Below are 21,915 nucleotides of genomic sequence, written 5' to 3'. Positions count from 1 at the left end.
GGCCCCGTCCCCGAATGGGGCCAATTTGAGTAGCCCCGGGTGAACAACCCGGGGCAAACCGTGCAAATGGATCAGGACCCCGAAAGAGAATCAGTTGTTAATTTGCTGATTTTTTGCTTGTTACAAAAGCATGTCATCCATGGCACAAGGGGCAATATTTATTCCCCTAAAAGGAAAAAGCCTCGCTTTTGGGAGGACTGAACTATTCATAAATTATCTATTACAATCGTCAACTACTGGCTTAATACAGGAGTCCTCCAGAAAATTGACTTGAAAATAATTGATTAATCCCTTCATTAATTTTCTTTGCGGTTGCCCGTATTTATTGGTATTTGAACATCTCATGACGAAAACTTATGAAACGATGTTCGACGAAGTCAATAGACCGGGTTAAAAAAACCATGATTGCAATTTGTAGGCATGGTTTTTTTATGTCTTAATTTTTTCGTGCATTTGGATCAAAATTGTTTTACCTTGCATTTTAGTCAGATTTAAAATATTGAAGCACTTGACTTTCGGGGCTGTTTTTGGGTATCCTTATTTATAGTTTGTCTATAAATTAAACAAAGCTTGTTTTTAGCCATGTGTTTGGTCAGAAAATGCCAATGCCAGTTGCTAGCATAACGCAGCAAGTGCGACTTTTTGGACAGACACTATTTATTAATTATTTCTTTTTTATTATGAACATTTTTGTTGCAAAGCTCAGCTCGCGGACCAAAAGCGAAGATCTTGAGCAAATGTTTGGCGAATTTGGAGAAGTTACCTCCGCCAAGGTGATTATGGATCGTGAAACCGGTTATTCAAAACGTTTTGGTTTTGTTGAAATGCCCGATGACAGTGCTGCCAATGCTGCCATTGAAAATTTGGATGACAAGGAGTTTGACGGTAGCCATATTGTGGTTAAAAAAGCCCGCCCACGTGAAGAGGCCGCCGGCCGGGGTGGCGGACGTCAGTTCCGCCAGTCGCGGTAAAGAAATGTAAAGGCTGTCTGATGGGCAGTCTTTTTTTATGAGGTTCTCCACCCAATTATTTAACAACATTTCCATTCTATACCTATAGGTCAGCGACTTTTTGTTATTTTTGCAGTTTGTATTGAACAACAGAGCAAAGATTTATAGTATTATGGAAATAGCAAGCAAGTACAGTCCCGCCGACACGGAAGGCAAATGGTACAGTTACTGGATGGAACAGGAGTTTTTTAAGTCTGTTCCCGACGAGCGCGAACCCTACACTATGGTGATTCCGCCACCGAACGTAACCGGCGTGTTGCACATGGGGCATATGCTCAACAATACCATTCAGGACATCCTGGTGCGCCGTGCGCGTATGCAGGGCAAAAATGCTTGCTGGGTTCCGGGTACCGATCACGCTTCTATTGCTACTGAGGCTAAGGTGGTGAACAAGCTACAGCAGGAGGGCATCTCCAAATATTCACTGTCACGCGATGAATTCCTTAAGCATGCCTGGGATTGGACCGATAAACATGGTGGTATCATTCTGGAGCAACTCAAGAAACTGGGTGCTTCCTGCGATTGGGATCGCACCTGTTTTACGATGGATGAGGTCCGTAGCGAAGGAGTAATTAAGGTATTCGTTGATCTCTATAAAAAAGGATACATCTACCGGGGCATCCGTATGGTGAACTGGGATCCGGCTGCCAAAACAGCCCTGTCCGATGAGGAGGTTATCTACCGTGAGGTGCAGTCGAAGCTATACTATATCCGTTATCAGGTGGAAGGAGAGGAGAATGAGTATGTAACTATTGCTACCACTCGTCCCGAGACCATTTTGGGCGATACTGCCGTTTGTGTGAATCCCAATGATGAGCGTTTCAAGCATCTGGTGGGTAAGAAGGTGCTTGTGCCCTTGGTAAATCGTGCCATTCCTGTACTTGAAGATGAGTATGTGGATGTGGAATTTGGTACCGGATGTTTGAAAATTACACCGGCTCACGATATCAATGACTACGAAATCGGGATGCGTCACAATCTGGAAAGTATCGATGTATTGAATGATGATGGTACACTGAGTGAAGCTGCCGGCCTTTATGTGGGGGAAGATCGTTTCGAAGTGCGGGAAAAAATTGCTGCTGACCTGGAAAAGGCCGGCAATATGGTGAAGATTGAAGACTATACCAATAAAGTAGGTTACTCTGAGCGCACTGATGCTGCTATAGAGCCCAAACTCAGTACACAGTGGTTCCTGAAAATGTCAGAGCTGGCCAAACCTGCCCTCAATGCAGTGATGGAAGATGAGGTTCGTTTTCATCCGCCTAAATTCAAGAATCTCTACCGTCACTGGATGGAGAATGTGAAGGACTGGTGTATTTCCCGTCAGCTTTGGTGGGGACACCGTATTCCTGTTTATTATTTAGAGGATGGCAGCTTCGTGGTGGCAGAAACAGATGAGGAAGCACTCCAACTGGCCCGTGATAAGAGTGGCAATGCCAATCTTACGATGGATGATTTGAAGCAGGATGAGGATGTGCTGGATACCTGGGCGTCATCCTGGCTGTGGCCTATTTCCGTATTTGATGGTTTCAATCCCGACAACAACGAAATAGATTATTACTATCCGACCAATGATTTGGTCACAGCTCCTGAGATTATCTTTTTCTGGGTGGCTCGTATGATTATGGCCGGGTATGAGTATCGGGGAATATACCCGTTCAGGAACGTTTACTTTACAGGAATTGTGCGCGATAAGCAACGGCGCAAGATGTCTAAGTCGCTGGGGAATTCACCCGAGCCTTTGGAACTTATAAAAAAATACGGAGCTGATGGGGTACGTATGGGCATGTTGATGTGTTCGCCTGCAGGAAACGATATTCTCTTTGATGAGAGTCTCACTGAGCAGGGGCGTAACTTTGCCAATAAAATCTGGAATGCTTTCCGTCTGGTGAAAAACTGGGAGGTAGCTGCCGGGGCTGAACAGCCCGAGAGTTCAATTATAGCAGTGGAGTGGTTTCAGAATAAACTGATGGAATCAATTGGGAAAATTAATGATCATTTCGATAAATATCGTATTTCTGATGCTTTGATGGAAGTGTATCACCTTTTTTGGGGCGAGTTTTCTTCCTGGTATCTCGAACTAATCAAACCTGGGTATCAGCAGCCAATCGATGAAAAAACCTATGAGGCTACATTGAAGTTCTTTGATGATCTGGTACGTTTGCTGCATCCTTTTATGCCTTTCATCACCGAAGAGATCTGGCATCATCTGGCAGAAAGAAAAGACGGTGAAAGTATAATGGTTAGCCTGCAGCCGGAAGCGGAGAAATTTGATGAAACACTTCTTCAGCAGTTTGAATATGTTAAAGAGGCAATAGGAGGCATACGAAACCTGCGAAAAGAGAAGAATTTATCACCTCGTGAAGCCCTCAAAGTGGTTGTTTTGACCGGTAAGGATGGGTATTTTAGTCAGTTGGATCCGGTTTTCAAAAAAATGGCCAATCTGGAATCCATCGAAACCACCGAAGAAAAACTTACAGGAGCGGTTTCATTCCTTGTTAAATCATCAGAGTACTTTATTCCGCTCGAAGGGCTGATCGATACTGAAGAGGAGGTAGCCAAACTGGAAGAGGAACTGAAGCGTATGCAGGGATTCCTTAACGGAGTGTCTAAGAAACTTAGCAACGAGAAATTCGTGGCCAATGCACCGGAAAAAGTGGTGGAGATGGAGAAGAAGAAACTGGCAGATGCTGAGGCTAAGATTCAGGTTCTTACCGAGAGTATTAAGAATTTGAAAGGATAATCGTATTTCAGCGATACATATTATTTTAAACATGGGGTGGATAACCTCATGTTTTATAAATATTCGAACATGGGAAAAATATCTGCATTATCAGGATTACTATCATTCTTAGCTGCAATGTTTATTATCGGTTGCGCCCCAAAATATCCGGGTGTGCCTGAGAAATATCATGCAGGTCTTGACGAAGCTTTACAGGCTGCCGGAGAAAACCGGGATGAATTGGAAACGGCATTAAATGAGATTCCCGATTCTCAAAAAGCGGCTATGGCCTTTTTGGTTGTTAATATGCCTCAGCGTGACTTAGAGGGTTTGTCTGCCGGGTTTTTAAAGGATAATATAGAATATGCTTTCAAAGCTCGGGAGACTTTTTCCTGGGCAAAAGCTTTGCCAGATTCTGTTTTTTTCAATGAGGTGTTGCCTTATGCATCGCTGAATGAGCGTCGGGATAACTGGCGGGAGGATTTTTTCCAGCTGTTTTATCCTTTCGTTAAAGATGCTAAAGATATCAGAGCAGCGATTGACTCCGTCAATCAGAATATTGTGGATGTGGTAAAGGTAGAATACAACACCAATCGGAAGAAGCCGGATCAAAGTCCGTTTGAGTCGATGGAACAAAATATGGCATCCTGCTCGGGATTGTCGATTTTGCTTACTGATGCCTTCAGAGCAGTGGGGATTCCTTCCCGTATTGCCGGAACTGCCAATTGGCATGACGACCGTGGGAACCACAGCTGGAACGAGGTCTGGGTAGATGGACAATGGTATTTTACGGAATATTATCCCAGTGGGTTAAACAAAAGTTGGTTTCTGAACGATGCGGGGAAAGCAGACAAAAACGATCCCAAATATGCTGTGTGGGCATCCAGTTTTGAAAAGACCGGCAATTCTTTCCCTTTGGTATGGGATATGAATATTAAGTATGTTCCGGCAGTTAATGTTACCGACCGCTATGTGCAACTCTATAATGAGCAACAAAAGGCTAAATTAGCCTCTGGCGAATTAGTTGAAGTTGAAATAATTATGCTTAAGAACGATAAGTGTTCCCTTGTGGGAGATGATCGTATGGCAATAAATGTTGATGTTTTTAAGGGAGAAGAGCAAATTGGTGGAGGTCGCACCAGCGGTCCTACGCAGGACTTGAATGATTTCCTTACTTTATATGTGGATAAAAATGCAACCTATACTTTTCGTTACACCAATGCCAGGGGGGAAATTGTAAATGTAGATAAAGAAATTCAGGATGAACCGGTTCAGGTTCGCTTGTATATGGGAGTTGAAGAATAAATATTAATGAAGATATTACAAGGAAAACCGTGATGTCTAAAGTGTCACGGTTTTTTTTATTGAATATTTCCGTGCCCACTGAGCATTCAAATGTTAGGTGTTTAAAACTTAGTTATGCAAGATCACTCACAAAAAAATAAATTCAGGACACCGGATGTAATTCTCATCTCCCTGTCTCACCATATTCATGATATTTATACCGCTTTTCTGGCACCCGTTCAAGTGCTGATTATAGAAAAACTGGCCATTAACTACACACTTTTTGGGTTGTTGTCCGTCATACAAAGGCTTCCCACACTATTTAATCCTTTGGTGGGAATTCTGGCCGACAAAGTGCGTATCCGCTACCTGATGATTTTATCACCCACAGTTACAGCTGTAGCAATGAGCCTGATAGGGGTAGCTCCTTCCTATTCTTTTTTGGTGTTACTGATGCTTATTTCAGGGATTGGCTCCACCATGTTTCATGTGCCCACTCCTGTGATGGTAAAACATGTGTCGGGAAACCGAACCGGGCGTGGCATGAGTTTTTATATGGTAGGAGGGGAGTTGGCCCGCACTTTGGGGCCGATTGTTGTGCTTGGAGCCATTGATTTGTGGGGGTTCGAAGGGATTTTTCGTCTGATTCCTGCAGGATTACTGGCTTCCATCATCCTTTTTGTACGGTTTAGACATGTGGATCTGCGCAAACAGGTTAAAAAAGGAGAGCAGTCTGTTTCTTATATGAATACCCTCCGGAAATATCTGCCGGTTTTGCTTATTATTGGAAGTATTACGCTTACCCGGGGATTTATGAAAAGCTGTCTGACTTATTATTTGCCTGGTTATATGGAAAGCATAGGGGAGTCACGGTGGATGGCAGGAATTTCTTTATCCGTCATTTATCTTTCCGGGGCAGCGGGTACATTTTTTTCCGGAACCATCTCTGATTTTATTGGTCGAAGAAATACCCTGCTGATTGTTTCCGTGATTTCTCCCTTATTACTAATGGTTTTTATCTATTTCAGGGGAGTTTTTACTTTTCCTTTGCTTATTGCGATGGGGTTTTTTCTGTTGGCACCCACTCCGGTTTTTCTGGCCATTATCCATGAACTAAAAACAGAGCATCTTCCCTTTGTGAATGGTCTTTATATGACGAGTAATTTCTTGTTGGGGTCTGTTTCAACGCTGGTGGCAGGTTACGGCTTTGACCATTTTGGTAACGAAGCCACCTTTAAGTTTGCAGCAGGGATGGCACTTTTGGCGATTCCGGTAACGATCTACATCAAAAAGAGGAAACCGTTTCAGGATTATTAAAAGACAAAAAATACATTTTGAATAATGTAATCACTCGTGCCTATCAGTACGGTATTGGTATCTAAAATGTCATGCTTCTCTTTAAACGGAACCACTTCTTTCCTGACCGTATCAAGTTGTGATACGGTTTTGGAATCAGAAGTTTCGCGCTTGCCTGGCTCAATATTGCAGGCTACAAATGACGCAATACAAATTAGAATAAATGACAAATTTGTAATCAACATAGAACACCTTGTTATTGGTTTTGGTAATGGTTTTTTCTTCATTGATACGGGCAAGAGATTTAAATTCATCAATTGACATAATCCATTGATTCTTTTTGGTTTCATAATCAAGATAGTCTCCATCCTGATTTCTCGTTAAGGTCGTGTTAAACAGGTAGAGTGATGGTTTGGTTCCTTTCAATCCAATATTAAAGAAAAAATAACGGGGTTCTTTTTCATTTTCCCGAGGCCAATAAATATTCCTGATCGGGTCTAATAAAATGCGGATATAGAAGAATCCATCATTGTAGAAATGAGATTTATTTATTTTTGATATGTCATATTTAATTTTAACACACATTTTATCTGGCAATATTTCCTTATATATAAACTCCTCCCCAAACGTTACCATCTTACCTTCTTCAGAAGAATAGGACAATAACCCGAAATCGATGTCCATATTGGGGGTTATCTGCAAAAGATGGCAGTTAAAGGTAATGGTATCTGCTCTTTCTTCGATGAAGTAAGCCGGTGCTTCGGGAGTTGTAAGCCCCATAAAGGCTTGTTGCCACCAGGAAAGTTTCATTCTTTTTTCTGACTGAACAATTTGAGGCGACTCCACTAAAACTGCAGGATACAAGCTTTCAAACTCCAGAAGGATGTTTTCATAATCTCTCCATTGCCCAAAATAATCGTCAATTATATCTTCTCGTTTTAGGTGTATTAACTGCATTAATGCAATAATATCTGCATCCTGGTTTTTGGACAATAGTTTCTTTAACCCCTTTTGATTAAAGATGTAATTTCTATAAAATTCTTCAAGGGGCGAGTGGGTTAAATATGCAGCTATATAAAGCATTCCGGCGGTCAACAGAGCAAGCAGAATGGTGAGAATTACAAATTCTATGGATGCCAGTGCTGCGGCAGCCGTGGTTCCCGCTCCTGCTGTGGAGAGAAAAACGGTGCCACCCTTTGTCACGAGTATCAACGAAGCGGTTGCAGAAGCGGCTGCGCCAACGTAAGCGACTGCAGCTTCAGCATTATTGCGCCTGAAGGCATCCGAAGCATCCAACAGGCATCCGACAATGGTCAATCCATCGGCTATAATGCCGGCACCTCTGATAATGCCCTTCATTAAAACGCGTTTGCCCAGAATTTTGACAGAGTTCCTGCGCAAAGCGGCATACTCGCCAACATTTTGAATAAGAGAAAAAGTGGCGGCCCCGACAGCAAGGGCATCTTGTAAACCACTATCGTCATCGGAGGGTTTCAGAGCTCGGGCCAGGTTAAAAACAGCCAGTCCGGCTCCCAGTCGCTTAAATCCTTTGGATTCAAAAAAAGCAGCCACCTTATTGGCCGTGGTGTTTCCGGTCTTCAGCTTTACCTTTATGGTGGGCACCTTGCCCGTACCATCGCCACTCATTTTGTTTTGGATGGCTTTGGATAAGAGACTTTTGGGGATATCGCTTTCTTCTTGACCAAATCTTTCTAATATAATCTCCTCCGCATACTTCACCACATTCAAAATTGTCTCCTCTTTCACTTCAAACTCAACTTCGGCAAATATTGCACTGTTGAGGAAATCGGAGAGAATATTTGCCGCCTCCCTGCCACTAAGGAGGTCGGCAGCTTTTGATGTGAAGTCAGCAGCTTTTTGCCCCACGTTAATATAAGTTTCAACCATCCCCAGCAACGTCTCCTCGGCCTCTTCGGGTTTGACATAATCCATGTTTACAGGACTGCGCATTATTTTGGCAAAAGGCGATTTTTCCTCGCCCAGTTTTTCAGAATAATACGTATCAAAATTCAGGGGCGCATCGTATCGGGTAACAATATCGGCATCGCGGCATCGCGGGTCTTTCGAGAGGCAGCTGTCGTGAAACAAAAACACATTTTTTGAATCGTTCAATTTTTCGGCATAATCCACACCTGTTACCCGAAACAGAAAAGCATAATAATCGCTTTTTAAGAAGCGGTGCAAATTGTGCCGGGTTTGATTGATGGCGTGCCGTATTTCCTGGCGCTTTTTTATCTGTAGGATTTTCTCCACCGCTTCGCGGTTCACCTTTTTGGCCTGATCTTCTATCTCGTCCCGTTTTCTGCTGCTGTAGTCACGTTTCTCATTCAGGTTTTTCAGTTCAGCAAACAAAGCCCTGTAAGTACTTTGGGCTATCATATACTGATGCTCAAAGCTCTTTTTCGGTGCCGTTACACCTTCGGCCTGTGGCAAATTATCAATTTCAGCTTCAGGGTTTTTTAGAAGAGTTTCCAGTGCCAGGTCAGCAGACACACCCGTGCGCACCGAAGCAATCAAACTCTCCTGCAACAATTCCAGACGGGTAATTTCATTGCACAAATCGTTGGCTGCTCCTACACGATCGTGAATGCAGGCAAAAACCTCGCTGTCGTCTTCCTGACAATCGGCGTAGTGGAAGTCAAACCCAACCGTATCCGAAGGATTAGGAATGTAGTGGGATTTGGCTGTTTCATAATCAAAAACGCCATCCTGAGCATTCCCTGCAACCCACTCATTAACATCAATTTTTTGGATGCTTTCAGCACGCATCGACTGATTCTTTAACATCTTGTCAATGATGTCAGGATCCCATTGTATATGAGAAAATTCCATGTAAATCACTGCGTCTTTGTCCACATTTACACCTTTGGTCCAAATTGTTCCGAAATCGGGCAACCGCAGAGCGGATTTTTCTATGTCGTTGAGCCTGCAAAGTCTGAACAGGGGATTGCCATTGGATGCAACTACCTGATACTCTTTTACCGAATCATCGGTTTCGTTATACATATAGAGCCAGCCCTCATGTAACGGCGTAGCCCCGTAGCTGTATTTATACCCTGAAGGAAAGGTTCTGGCATCGTCTGACACAGACTTCTGCACTCGTGTAGAATGCTGAGCAGCGACCTGTTCTTCCGAGTCATAAAACGAGATTTTTTTACCGTTTTTGTCATCTTCTTTATTATCCGGGTCTGAGGATTTCTTATTATCTACATTAACCGATGGCAAAAAAGAATAATCGGGAAACTGAACGCTGGAATGAGCTTCTGGCACCGGGAATTTGATTTTGGGAAATCCCGTATAGTCGTCTGTTCGAATTAATCCATACCTGAAAGGATGTATGGTAATGCAATCTTCAAAAATATCACACAGGTTACTTTTGGGTTTATTGGTCATGGTCGGCTGTAAAATAAAGTTTACTCAATAGTTTTTCTTTGGATGGCCCGGATTCTTTGCTTTCAGATTCAAATAAGGCTTCATTCACATCCCAGTCGGCAGTTACGCTGTTATCCTTCACGCTTGCAGTGATCTTGTCCAATTCGGTATCATCAGCTTTGGGGTCTTCTGATTCTTTAAATATCGTGAAGGTGATTTTGCTGCCATCGTTAATTCCTCTGACAGAGGCACTCAGGGTAAGTATTTGTTCGGCTTTACTTTTGGTTGTCTCATTGGTGTTTTTGAGCCATTGAAGATTGTAAATCAGTGGTTCTTTCTCCTGCTCCTCAGCCTCTTTCTTTATCTGCTCCTGATTTTTCTTTGCCTCTTTCAAATCTTTACTCTTTCCTTTCATTGCGGCGCCTACGCGATCGATGATGGTGATCTTCGGAAAAGGAATTCTTTTGATTGGCATGACTTCTCTCGGTGCAGAAGTGGTGCCTGAAGAGATGATTACAGTTGGTTCTCCCGTTGTGATAATACCGCCATGCGCTGTCATACAGCCAACTGTAGCCACCGGTTTACCATTGATTAAAACGGTCGGTTCGCCCTGCACAATAGTGTCCGGGCCTCCGGCACAGGTGCACATATCGCCCATTACTGCAGCTGGTTTGCCGTTGATTAATACATTGGGGGCGCCCGGCCCGGTTACCGGTCCGCCGACATGAGGAACAATGCCCGAACACATCGGACAAACGTGCATGCTGCCTACTGTTGCTATTGGTTTTCCTGCCATAATGATAAAGGTTTTGGGTAAATGAATTGAATAATTGATTTAATAGCCCTTATGTTTGTAATTGGTTAGTGCATAAGTTTCAGCCCACTAATATTAAATTAGTGCCCGTCCATGAAGTCGGGAAAGTTTGTAAAAAGTAGTGTGTCTGGTCAGAAAGTGCCAGTTGCAAGCGTAACAGCCTGCCCCGATCCTTCGGGGACGCAAATGGTACTTTATGGACCGACTCTGAATAGTACTGTGGGAAATACCTTATGGAGAGGTAGAAGTTGGGTAATCTGTTGTCAGAATGGATTGCGTGCCTGATAGCACCACGGAGTTGGTGAATCGCGTCATGATAATTCTTTGGATTAGATGTTAAGATTTTTGTCGGGGGCCCTTTCCCGACTAATGATGGTGCAAATTAAGAAGGATGGTGGTGGATGTCAAGTCTTTTAACAAGCAATTTATTCCTGGGTTTTTCCATAAACTTTATTGAATGTTGCAGATGAGAGGAGAAGAAATAAGAAAAGCCCGGATTTTAATTCCAGGCTTCTGAAGATGCATTTTTAATCTATAAATCGTTGGAAATGTGATTTTGATAAAAAATGCCTGTGGCAAGGCTTTCGACCGTGTGTTAACTAAAGTTTTAGCAGTGGTTTTAGCAACCCAAGACGCATTTCCCTTACGCAAATCAATATTTTGGTGGTAAGCATTTTGTTGCGAGTGAAACTTTAAAGTTAATCATTAAACTGCCTTCAAACTCATATCCAAACTCTTAATCTGATGTGTGAGCGCACCTACCGAGATGTAATCAACACCGCATTCTGCATAGCTGCGCAGTGTTTCTTTTGTGATCCCTCCGGATGATTCGGTTTCATACTTTCCATTGATGAGTTCTACTGCCTGTCGGGTAGTGCCGGTGTCGAAGTTGTCAAGCATAATGCGGTGAACACCTCCGGTATTCAGTACTTGCTGCAGTTCATCCATGTTGCGCACTTCGATCTCTATTTTTAGATCTTTCCCGATCTTTTTCAAGTATTTTTGTGCGGTTTTGATGGCCTTTTCTATGCCACCGGCAAAATCCACATGGTTGTCTTTGAGCATAACCATATCATAAAGTCCCATGCGATGGTTCTCTCCACCACCGATTTTGACTGCTGCTTTTTCCAAAAAGCGCATTCCTGGTGTTGTTTTGCGGGTATCCAGAATTTTGGTGTTCAATCCATCTACCAATTGCACGTATTCTCGTGTTTGAGTGGCAATTCCGCTCATGCGTTGCATGATGTTGAGCACCAGGCGCTCCGCTTTCAGCAGGGTCAGCACCTTTCCCTTGACGGTAAATGCTACATCTCCGGGCTGGACCAGAGTTCCATCGCCCAGAAGGGGACTGATTTCAATATCGGGTTGTAAATATCTGAATATTTCGAAAGCCACATCAACACCGGCCAGTACGCCGCTTTCTTTAACAAGCAATTGTACTTTCCCTTCGGCATCGGCAGGAATACATGATTGTGACGAGTGATCACCATCGCCCACATCTTCATTGAGAGCATTGATGATAAATGGTTCAAGGGATTCTTTCATCATTTGTATTAGTCTTGTTTTTCAATCCTGATCTGGTGAATCAATCGTTGATTGTTATTCGATTTTACCAGAAAATACATACGGTAGCGATCGGCGGAACAGCTGTATTCTCCAATTGCGAAAGTGGCATTTTGGCGTGTCCCGTGATGAAGTACCTCGAATGAGGTTACTTTGTTCTTTTCAAAAAAACTTTTCAGGATAAAGTGAGCTTGCTCCTTACTGTAAACGCCGGATTCTCCTGGTAGCAGTAATTCAACTTTGCTGTTCAGGTAAGGCTTTAATGCATCGGCATCTCCGGATTTTACGGCCTTAACAACCTCCGAAGGCAGCGGTCCTGTTTGTGCCTGTGCAAAAGTAATTGTCATAAAAAGGGCAATAACCGGTAGAATTTTTATCAGATTCTTCATTTTTATTGGTTTTGCTGTATTGCTTATACAAAAGTATAATAAAGCAAAAATTAAACCACAAAGTTACAGATTTTTTATCGCGGATTGGTTTTGGGGGTAACAATCGTTCAAAGGTGGCATCTCAAACTGATTTATTGTCCTGGACAAATTTCGATTTATGAATCATTTTGTCTGTGATGGTTAAATATCAGGAAATATTAGCCAATCCGAGGGATAATTGTTGAAGAGAATCGCGAACGATTGAATTGCTCTTACAAACACTAACTAGTGCCCGTCTATAAAGTCGGGAAAGTTTGTAAAAAGTCATGTTTCTGGCCAGAAAGGGCTAGTTGCAAGGCTTGCGAAGCCGTTAAAAACGGAGTTTACTTGGGTAAATGAGCATTTTGGCGGCAAGCGTAACGCAGCAAGTGGTACTTTATGCACAGACTCTAACTAGTGCCAGCAAGAAAACTAAGTTTTTCTGAGTGCTTGATGCGAAAAGTTCAAGTTCAAGGCTTGTCCTTTTTGAAAATCAAGGCGTTTACTTTTGTAATAACTGTTTCCAGAAGGGCGTAACGCAGAAATTGGACTTTTCGGGCAAGTACTAACTAACAAAAACTCCTTATATTAGTCTTTAGAAACAATTTAAGATACACAAAATTATGAAGGTAATGCTCCTGATGGTTGGGAAAACCGCAGAGTCATGGCTGCAACAGGGTGTAAAACAGTATTTTGATCGGTTAACTCACTATCTGCCATTTGAAGCAAAAATTTTGCCTGACATCAAAAATGCAGGAAAAATGAAGTCTGAAGTGCTAAAGCAAATGGAGGGTGATTCAATTTTAAAGAATCTGGAAAATTCTGATCAGTTGGTTTTGCTGGATGAGGGAGGGAAAATCTTTTCCTCGCGCGGATTTTCTGAGTATATGGAGAAACAAATGCTTGGAGGGGCCAGAAGATTGATTTTTGTCATTGGTGGTGCCTGGGGATTCTCCGATGATGTTTATCAGCGGGCCAATGGTAAAATCAGCCTGTCACGGATGACTTTTTCTCATCAGATGGTTCGTCTTATTTTTGCAGAACAGCTTTACCGGGCTATGACGATACTGAAAAACGAACCTTATCATCATGATTAAACATTTTGCATGGTTATTGTAAAGTTCGCGTAATGATTCTTAATTTGACGAACTATAATTTTTGTTCATATTTTCCTTTTTTCTGCGTTAAGCTTTTTCGCTGTAGTTCACTATGGCTAAAAATCTTAACTTGAAAAAACAATATAAGGCAAAGATTAGTTTGGGAAATTACGATTCTCTATACAAGCAAGGGTTTCGACCAAATAAAAGTTTTTTATGTCTGTTAAAAGAATTTGGTGGTTTTTGGTTACGCTGTTTTTAATCTCAACTTCAGCAGGGTTGTTGATTGAATTTTTTGTTGCAGGTAATCAAAAGCAACAAATAGACATGCAGCAGTTAGAGCGTTCTATTCAGAAGCGTCAGACCTCCCTGAATAAATTGCTTAAACAATTTCCTGATAGTTTGTTGGAGTATCCGAAAGCGGCATGGGCATATATGGATTCAGTTTCGGAATCTGATAATGAAATGCTGCTTTTTTATGACAATGAATTGGTGGCATGGTCCGATCAGCGCCTTCCTGTTCAGGATATTCATCCTGTCTTTTTTACTCAGCCGGTTATTGGTTTGGACAATGGCTTTTATTTGGTTCAGCACTTCCGTTACAATGCATACACATTGGTCGGTCTTTATCGTCTAAAGTATTCTTACCCATATCAGAATAAATACCTGCACGACCGTTATGTTTTGCCTGAAGGGTTGTCGCCTTCGGTTCGTATAGTGCGTGATCAGTCTTCTCCCTGGCAGCCGGTATTCGGATTGGAGGGCGAGTATCTTTTTTCAGTCAGTGATTTATCGCTGAAAACAAACAGAAACAGCAGCCAGATATATTTGTTGATAGCTTATTTGTTGTCTGTCCTTTCCATTTGGGGATTGATATTTTTGTGGCTAAATGCACGGAAGTCCGATCGGTGGATTAATTTCCGGCTGCTTTTTGGTGTGGCTGTATTTGGGCTGTTTTATTATTTTGTGTTTTGGCATTCTGGAATGTCTGCCTTCGATGGCTTGGGGCTCTTTTCTCCATTGCACTTTGCCATGTCAGACTTTCTTCCCTCGATGGGAGCACTTCTTCTCCTGGTTGTCTTTTTGCTATTGCTCTCTTTGCTGTTTTTTCGTTTTTTTCGTTTGCCTGATAACTTATTCTTCCAATCCGATAATATTTTTGTAAAGGGTTTCTGTTTCTTTTCAGGAGCGTTATTGGTTCAGTTGTGGATGATTTACCTTATGGGAATTGTGTACAAGATGGTAGAGCATTCTTCAGGGCCGGCAGTATTTTTTAAAGTGGTTGAGATAGATGGCATTGCTGTTGTTAAAATAGTGGTACTGGCCTTTCTTTTCTTTTCTTTTTCATTGATTGCAGAAAAATTGATTCGTCTGTTTCTGTTCAGGATCAGACGAATAACTATGTCGGTGTTAATTTTGTCGGCCATGGCATTTGCAATCGTCGTGCGTGGAGGCATAGGCTATGGTACAGGTGACTGGTCAATTATTTTTGCCGGAATCTTTCTGTTACTGCTGGCTCTTGTGAAAAGAAATTACCGGTTGCGCCACTCCTACAATACCTTTATTTGGATTATTACTTTGTTTGCACTCTTTACAGGCTCTGTTCTTATAAACTTGTCCATCAGCAAGGAGGAGGCTACTCGTGAATTATTGGTTGAAAATCTTTCTTATCAATTATTAAGAGAAGAGGATCCGGTAGCGGAAATGTATCTTGCGGATATCGAAAAACAGATTCTTCGTGATGCGCCATTGCGACAGTTATTGGCGCGTAACAATATAAATCAGATGGCTGTTCAGAATCATCTGCTCAAATACTATTTTTACGGCTACTGGGGACGTTATGAGATGCAAATTGTGCCTTGTTGGCCAGGCGGAAATGTGGTGTTTGAGGAGACCGGAGAAAATTATAACTGTTATCAGTACTTCTTTTCCACACTGGGGAACCAGGGCCGCTCCATTGAGGGAAGTAATAATTTTTATTATCTGAATAACGATAACGGGCGTGTTTCTTATCTTGGAGTCTTTCGATTTTTTGAAGGACATCCGCTCGAAACCACGCTTTTTGTTGAATTGCAGTCCAAGCCTTATTTTGAAGGGCTGGGATATCCCGAATTGCTTGTCAGTCAGAAAGAGCAGAGCCGGCTTGCACTTTTTGAGGGGTATTCCTATGCCAAATATGTGGATGGGCGCCTGGTACGGCGTTCCGGAGCATACGATTATCATGGCAATTATCCCCAACTTTCATTCGATGAGGGAAAAATGCAGATGGTTAAAGATGATGATTATTCCCATGTTTTGTTTAAACCGGAACCGGATACTTTGGTGATTCTTAGCCGCAAAGACAACACAGTTTCTGAAATGTTCATTGCTTTTTCAGTCTTTTTTATTTTCTATTTTCTTATCGGATTGATCCTTACCGGGATGTCGAACATCGGGTCGGTCTCATTTTCGTTCCGATTGTCGGTTCAAAAGCGGATTCAATTTTCTTTTGTGGGTCTGATGCTTCTGATATTGCTTATTGTGGCTTTGGGGACTGTTTTTTATACCGTGGAACAATACAAAAACAAACACAATGAACTGCTTAACGATAAAGTTCAATCTGTTTTGTTGGAACTTGAATCGAAGATAGGCCTTGAAGGTCCTTTGTCCAGTGAAAATGAGGAGTATCTGAGTTATCAGCTTCAGACCATCTCAAATGTATTTTTTTGTGATATTAATCTTTATGGTACCGATGGAATGCTTTTGGCTTCGTCAAGGCCGGAGATGTTTGAACAGGGACTGATTGGTGGACAGATGAACCCTTCTGCCTTTTACCGGCTTACTCACCTGGGGGAGAATCGCTATCTTGGTCAGGAGACAATTGGTGACCTGCAGTTTAGGTCTTACTATGTTCCTTTTTACAATCGTCAGGATATGCTTATGGGATACATCAATGTTCCGTATTTTGTAGCCAATAATGAATTGCGCGAAGAAGTTTCCTCTGTGGTCATGACGGTGGTTAATTTTTATCTTTTATTCTCATTTATCATTATTGGAATAACGGTGTTTCTTTCCAGACAAATCACACGTCCATTGCAGGTACTGCAGTCCAAGCTTGCCGACCTTAAAATCGATAAGCACAATGAGAAGATTGATTATCAGGGTAAAGATGAGATAGGCAGCCTGGTAGGTGAATACAATCGTATGGTAGATGAGCTGGCCGACAGTGCATCTAAGCTGGCACGAACCGAGCGGGAGTTGGCATGGCGTGAGATGGCCCGTCAGATTGCCCATGAGATTAAAAATCCGCTGACTCCCATGAAACTGAATATTCAATATCTGCAGCGTGCGTGGAACGATAAGGTGGAGGATTTTGACAGCTATCTGAAAAGAGTGACGGGTACCTTAATTGAACAGATTGAAAAGCTGTCTTCTATTGCTACAGAGTTCAGCCACTTTGCTAAAATGCCAGCCGCAAGACGCGAAAATGTTAACCTTATTGATAAAATCAAAAGCAGTGTGACTCTTTTTTCTAATAGTCGGAATGTGGCGATTCAAACTGATTTTGAAGGGGAGGAGCAGATAATCGTTCATGCCGACGGGGAACAGTTGCTTGGGGTTTTTAATAATCTCATTAATAATGCAGTTCAGGCTATTCCCCGGGGCTCGTCAGGACTTATTCATATTTCTACCTCGGTAGGTCGAAATGTTGTTCTGGTAAAAATTAAAGACAATGGGAAGGGGATTCCTGAAGAGATTCGGGAAAAGATGTTTGTCCCCAATTTCACCACTAAAACCAGTGGGATGGGACTGGGCTTAGCTATTGTCAAAAGTACTATTGAAAGTGCAGACGGAAAAATATGGTTCGAAACAGATACCGGAACAGGAACTACCTTTTACATAGAACTGCCTTTGGCTTCCCAGTCCTGATTGCGGATGACACGGGTTTCGGCCCATTTATCTGCAATTCTGACTTTTTGTGTAATCAGTTGGTAGAGATCAATGATATTTAAAACAGGAATGATTTGAACCAGCCCCCGTATGATGGACTTTTCAGGCCATCCGGATAAAGAAGCATAATGTGGCAGAGCAATTGTACGCAGATTAAAAATCTTTTTGCCAAAACTCTGGCCATTCAGGAAAGAGAGGGAGTCTTTCGCCAACAGGTAAATCACTCCAAACATCCAGCCGATTTTTGGAAACAAGGATATTAACACGGCTATAACAATATCTACCAATCCCGCCATTAGTCGCTCGCTAAGGGGCACTTTCTCCCACAGGAGTTGTTTGTCTTCCAAGTTCATTTTTTTTACAAAGTTAATAATTGGGAGCAGATTGTCGGTCTGATATCAACCTGATTATTTACGGCAGAAAAATATTGGAGTTTGTCCGAAACACAGACTGTTTTTATTTCACTAGGAACTATTGGATATCCTCCATTTTTATAATCCCGTTAATCAGGGAATAGACGGTAAGACCGGAAACTGTTTTAATGTCCAGTTTTCTGGTAATATTTTTCCTGTGAGAAATAACAGTGTGGGTGCTGATAAACAATTTCGTGGCAATTTCTTTGTTGGTATATCCCAATGCCACATGTTTAAGAATTAATTTCTCTCTTGGTGTGAGCTCTTCAGTCTCTTCCTTCTCTTCTGTTGATTCATACTGCTTCAGATGAAGACTGAGTTTCTCGGTCAATTTGTTTTTGGTATCAAAAACCGAGATGTGGTTTGCGGGGCTGTCCTGCGGTAAAGGGGTATTGATGATATAAATAAACCTGGCTTTATCGTGCAGAAGGGAGAGGAGTTTGTCGTGAGAAACAGGCATTTGTATGGCGCTGTTGAGCAATATGATATCCGGACTGAACTCTTTGAGTGTTTGCATAATAGTGTCAGGATGGCCTGCGGCTTTGAGTTCAGTAACCCCGTCGGTTTGTTCCAACAAGCTTACTAAACCTTTACGAACCAGGTATGATGTTTCTGCAATTAGTACTTTGGCCATGACGCTTTGTTACCGGGGAAATTTATTGTGAAAGTCTTTTTCCATTTTTATAACCTGAGGAATCAATACATTCTCTTCCAGAATGGTATGATCGTTCAGGTCGTTACCCAATCGAAATATTTCTATCAGCACATTGGTAAAAAGGCAGTTGTCTGATGGCGGTGCAAGATACTTCAGAAGAATATTGCGTAAATCCACCAGTTTTTCTTCAATATCACTATGTTCATCCAGAAAATCCTTGATGGTATATCCTCTGGCCGTCTTGAGAAATTCAGGGGCGGGAGTTTCTTTTTCAAAGTTTTCTTCCAGGCTTAGAATGTATGGAAAAATCTTTTCCTCTTCCAGTTGGATATGGGCGGTAAACTCTGAAATGTACTCCCTGAAAAATTTTAGCATCAACTGCATGTTGTGTCCCCCTGATCGATCCAGGGATTCCATCCGGATAATTTCTTCCTCTATCCGGGGAATGTGATACTCAATGTAACATGAATGTGTGCTGCGCAAGTATTTTACCAGCCATTTAACCGGATGATTCATCAAGGTCTCACCCGGGAAAAAGTCCCGCTCATGATACCACCTGGCCAGATTCAGAAAGAAGTTAAGATCAATGCCTTCTTCACGGCATATTGTCTGAATGCTTTTCTCTTTGAATCCAAAAGGTATTTTGAGTCTCTGTAAAACAGCCAGAAGCTCAAAGTCTGACTGTACCAAATCCGACATTTTTGTGTTGGGACTTATGTGCATCGTTGTGCTTATTTAGAAATATTATAGACAAAGGTAGTAAAAAGTTGGTGAATGAGGTTGTTCTTAGGGATGATCTTGACAACCTGGAGCATAACAAAAAAGGAGGCTGAAATGTACCGGCCTCCTTTTCATGATTTTCAGTTCTGTCTATTTCTTTCTGAAAAATATATTCATCGGAACTCCGGAGAAATTCCACTTTTGCCGTAATTTGTTTTCTACAAATCGCTTGTATGGTTCTTTTACATACTGTGGCAGGTTGCAGAAGAATGCAAAAGAAGGGACCGATGCCGGTAATTGTGTAATGTATTTTATTTTGATGTATTTGCCCTTGTTGGCCGGCGGCGGGTAGTTTTCAATGATTGGCAGCAGAAACTCATTAAGTTTGGAGGTGCTTACTTTTCGGGATTTGTTTTCATAAACAGCCAGTGCCTCCTCCAATGCTTTGAAAATCCGTTTCTTCTCTGTCGCTGAGGTGAAAATGACCGGATAATCGGTGTATGGTGCGGTAAGAGATTTCAGTGCCTCTTCAAATTCTTTGGCGGTATTGTTGTCTTTTTCGATAAGATCCCATTTATTGACCAGCACCACAACGCCTTTTCGGTTTCGCTCAATGAGACTGAATATTTTCTGATCCTGACCTTCAAATCCACGTGTGGCATCAATCATCAGCAGGCAAACATCAGAATTTTCAATGGCTCTGATGGCACGCATTACCGAGTAAAACTCCAGGTCTTCATGAACTTTTGTCTTTTTCCTTATTCCGGCAGTATCGACCAGATAGAAATCATGACCATATTTATTGTATCGGGTGAAAATACTGTCCCGCGTAGTTCCTGAAAGAGGGGTCACAATATTGCGGTCCTCTCCGATAAGTGCGTTGATAAGTGAGGATTTTCCTGCATTGGGGCGTCCAACAACGGTGAAACGGGGAAGCTCCATGTCTTCTTCTACTCCTTTATCAGGCAAAATCTTTACCAGGTGGTCAAGTAACTCACCGGTTCCTGCTCCATTGATGGAAGATATGGGGAATAAATCACTGAGTCCCATTGAGTAAAAGTAGGAAGCTTCCGGAATTTGCTGATGATTGTCCACCTTGTTGACAGCAATGATGACATTCTTGGCTTTGCGACGAAGGATTTCTGCTACAGCTTCGTCATAATCAGTGACTCCTGTGCTTACATCTACTACAAATATAATCACATCAGCCTCTTCAATGGCAATGAGCACCTGCTCTCGAATGGCATTTTCAAATTGATCCTCCGAGTTGATGGCATATCCACCTGTGTCAACTACCGAGAAACGGACTCCGTTCCATTCAGATTTGCCGTAAATACGATCTCGTGTCACTCCGCTGGCTTCGTCAACAATCGCCTGACGAGATTCGGTAAGTCGGTTAAAAAGAGTTGATTTGCCTACATTTGGCCGACCTACTATGGCTACGATGTTCCCCATGTTATTATTCGATTATTTTGTATTTTTCAATTTTTAAAAGCGGGCAAAGGTAATAAAAATGATTGATTTACAGATTTCATGCTTTTTACTTCTCATACCCGAAATTCTTCAGGAAGTTATCCTGATCCCTCCAATCCTTTGATACTTTCACATAGAGTTCAAGATATACCTGTTTTCCCAGGAACAATTCTATCTCCTTGCGGGAGTCAATGCCCAGCTTTTTGAGTGCTTTTCCCTGATGACCTATAATAATGCCTTTCTGTGAGTCACGGCTCACATGAATCACTGCACGGATATCGGTTCTTTTGGCGCCCTCTTTAAATTCCTGAACTTCTATTTCAACAGAATAGGGGATTTCCTTCTGATAATTCAACAATATTTTTTCTCTGATGATTTCCGAGATGAAAAATCGTTCAGGTTTATCTGTTAGTGCATCTTTGTCGAAAAACGGGGGAGACTCAGGAAGTAATTCCACAATCCTGTCGTAAAGATTCTGAATGTTGAATTTATGAAGGGCTGACATGGGGTATATTTCTGCGCGGGGAATCTCCTTTTTCCAGAAATCCACCAGGTCTTCCAGCTCTTTTTGCTGGATCAGATCAATTTTATTGATTACCAACAGCGCAGGAATGTCGCTCTTCTTTACCATTTCCAAAAACTCATTGTTTTTGTCAGGCGTTTCTACCGTATCTGTAATATATAATAGTATGTCAGCATCAGACAAAGCCGATTTCGAAAAATGAAGCATCGACTCCTGCAGCTTGTACTTTGGTTTCAAAACTCCGGGGGTGTCAGAAAATACAATTTGATAATCGTCTTTATTTACAATGCCAAATATGCGGTGGCGTGTTGTTTGCGCTTTGGAGGTTATTATTGATAACCGTTCTCCAATCAACTCATTTGATAAGGTGGATTTCCCCACATTGGGATTCCCTATTATATTAACAAAACCTGCTTTGTGTGTCATAACTTGTTTGTATTGAATTTTGTGCGAAGATACAACAACTGTAAAGAATTTCCGTGATAAGGATTCAATAATTAGCTGGTGAGATGTTGAGCTGATGAGAGCTCAACCCTCATTCCTCAACCCTGCTTCTTCCCTTGACACTCTCCCCAAAAACTCTTACTTTTACTTTTCTGACATAAAATTTGAGAC

General features: G+C 42.0%; 15 protein-coding genes. 6 read left to right on the top strand and 9 right to left on the bottom strand.

The annotated features are described in order from the left end of the window. Nucleotides 1–680 precede the first annotated feature (680 nt). From W7W_RS22225 to W7W_RS0113185, 4 genes are all read left to right on the top strand, one after another. Nucleotides 681–971, top strand: coding sequence for an RNA recognition motif domain-containing protein (locus tag W7W_RS22225; protein ID WP_025007190.1), 291 nt, complete (start codon nucleotides 681–683; stop codon nucleotides 969–971). Between the two features lie 151 nt (nucleotides 972–1,122). Then, the gene (locus tag W7W_RS0113195; protein ID WP_010664202.1) at nucleotides 1,123–3,753 is read left to right on the top strand and encodes a valine--tRNA ligase; all 2,631 of its coding nucleotides are present in this window, start codon (nucleotides 1,123–1,125) and stop codon (nucleotides 3,751–3,753) included. 69 nt (nucleotides 3,754–3,822) lie between these two features. Next, entirely contained in the window at nucleotides 3,823–5,037 is a 1,215-nt protein-coding gene (locus tag W7W_RS0113190; RefSeq protein WP_199898116.1) for a transglutaminase-like domain-containing protein, read from the top strand. Between the two features lie 114 nt (nucleotides 5,038–5,151). Further along, nucleotides 5,152–6,333 carry an MFS transporter gene (locus tag W7W_RS0113185; protein WP_010664200.1) on the top strand — a complete coding sequence of 394 codons (1,182 nt, stop codon included), beginning with the start codon at nucleotides 5,152–5,154 and terminating at the stop codon, nucleotides 6,331–6,333. Between the two features lie 159 nt (nucleotides 6,334–6,492). Here W7W_RS0113185 and W7W_RS0113180 read toward each other — a convergent pair whose 3' ends face one another. The 4 genes from W7W_RS0113180 to W7W_RS0113165 form a co-directional block, all read right to left on the bottom strand. Then, entirely contained in the window at nucleotides 6,493–9,726 is a 3,234-nt protein-coding gene (locus W7W_RS0113180; RefSeq protein ID WP_010664199.1) for a toxin VasX, read from the bottom strand. Further along, nucleotides 9,716–10,501 (bottom strand): PAAR domain-containing protein, encoded by a 786-nt coding sequence (locus tag W7W_RS23210; protein WP_010664198.1) that lies wholly within the window; start codon nucleotides 10,499–10,501, stop codon nucleotides 9,716–9,718. The genes W7W_RS0113180 and W7W_RS23210 overlap by 11 nt, the downstream gene beginning before the upstream one ends. 723 nt (nucleotides 10,502–11,224) lie before the next feature. Further along, on the bottom strand, nucleotides 11,225–12,067 hold the full coding sequence (gene nadC / locus W7W_RS0113170) for a carboxylating nicotinate-nucleotide diphosphorylase (protein ID WP_010664197.1): 843 nt from the start codon (nucleotides 12,065–12,067) through the stop codon (nucleotides 11,225–11,227). Between the two features lie 5 nt (nucleotides 12,068–12,072). Then, nucleotides 12,073–12,471 carry a DUF4783 domain-containing protein gene (locus W7W_RS0113165; protein WP_010664196.1) on the bottom strand — a complete coding sequence of 133 codons (399 nt, stop codon included), beginning with the start codon at nucleotides 12,469–12,471 and terminating at the stop codon, nucleotides 12,073–12,075. Between the two features lie 641 nt (nucleotides 12,472–13,112). Between W7W_RS0113165 and rlmH the strand changes: the two genes are divergently transcribed. Further along, a complete protein-coding gene (rlmH, locus tag W7W_RS0113160) occupies nucleotides 13,113–13,586 on the top strand; it encodes a 23S rRNA (pseudouridine(1915)-N(3))-methyltransferase RlmH (RefSeq protein ID WP_025007307.1) in 474 nt (157 codons plus the stop codon). Between the two features lie 216 nt (nucleotides 13,587–13,802). Then, a complete protein-coding gene (locus tag W7W_RS0113155; protein ID WP_010664194.1) occupies nucleotides 13,803–17,495 on the top strand; it encodes a sensor histidine kinase in 3,693 nt (1,230 codons plus the stop codon). Here W7W_RS0113155 and W7W_RS0113150 read toward each other — a convergent pair. The 5 genes from W7W_RS0113150 to era form a co-directional block, all read right to left on the bottom strand. After that, nucleotides 17,462–17,869, bottom strand: coding sequence for an RDD family protein (locus W7W_RS0113150; RefSeq protein ID WP_010664193.1), 408 nt, complete (start codon nucleotides 17,867–17,869; stop codon nucleotides 17,462–17,464). The genes W7W_RS0113155 and W7W_RS0113150 overlap by 34 nt on opposite strands. A gap of 118 nt (nucleotides 17,870–17,987) precedes the next feature. Beyond that, on the bottom strand, nucleotides 17,988–18,563 hold the full coding sequence (locus W7W_RS0113145; RefSeq protein WP_010664192.1) for a response regulator transcription factor: 576 nt from the start codon (nucleotides 18,561–18,563) through the stop codon (nucleotides 17,988–17,990). A gap of 9 nt (nucleotides 18,564–18,572) precedes the next feature. Beyond that, nucleotides 18,573–19,307, bottom strand: coding sequence for a hemerythrin domain-containing protein (locus tag W7W_RS0113140; protein WP_010664191.1), 735 nt, complete (start codon nucleotides 19,305–19,307; stop codon nucleotides 18,573–18,575). A 147-nt stretch (nucleotides 19,308–19,454) separates the two neighbouring features. Further along, nucleotides 19,455–20,759, bottom strand: coding sequence for a ribosome biogenesis GTPase Der (der, locus tag W7W_RS0113135; RefSeq protein ID WP_010664190.1), 1,305 nt, complete (start codon nucleotides 20,757–20,759; stop codon nucleotides 19,455–19,457). Between the two features lie 85 nt (nucleotides 20,760–20,844). After that, a complete protein-coding gene (gene era, locus W7W_RS0113130) occupies nucleotides 20,845–21,726 on the bottom strand; it encodes a GTPase Era (RefSeq protein ID WP_010664189.1) in 882 nt (293 codons plus the stop codon). Nucleotides 21,727–21,915: the final 189 nt, after the last annotated feature.

It is taken from the genome of Marinilabilia salmonicolor JCM 21150, assembly GCF_000259075.1.
In the GTDB taxonomy this organism is placed as follows: domain Bacteria; phylum Bacteroidota; class Bacteroidia; order Bacteroidales; family Marinilabiliaceae; genus Marinilabilia; species Marinilabilia salmonicolor.
Note: the sequence above shows the minus strand (reverse complement) of the source record. Positions and strands in the feature narration are given on the sequence as shown.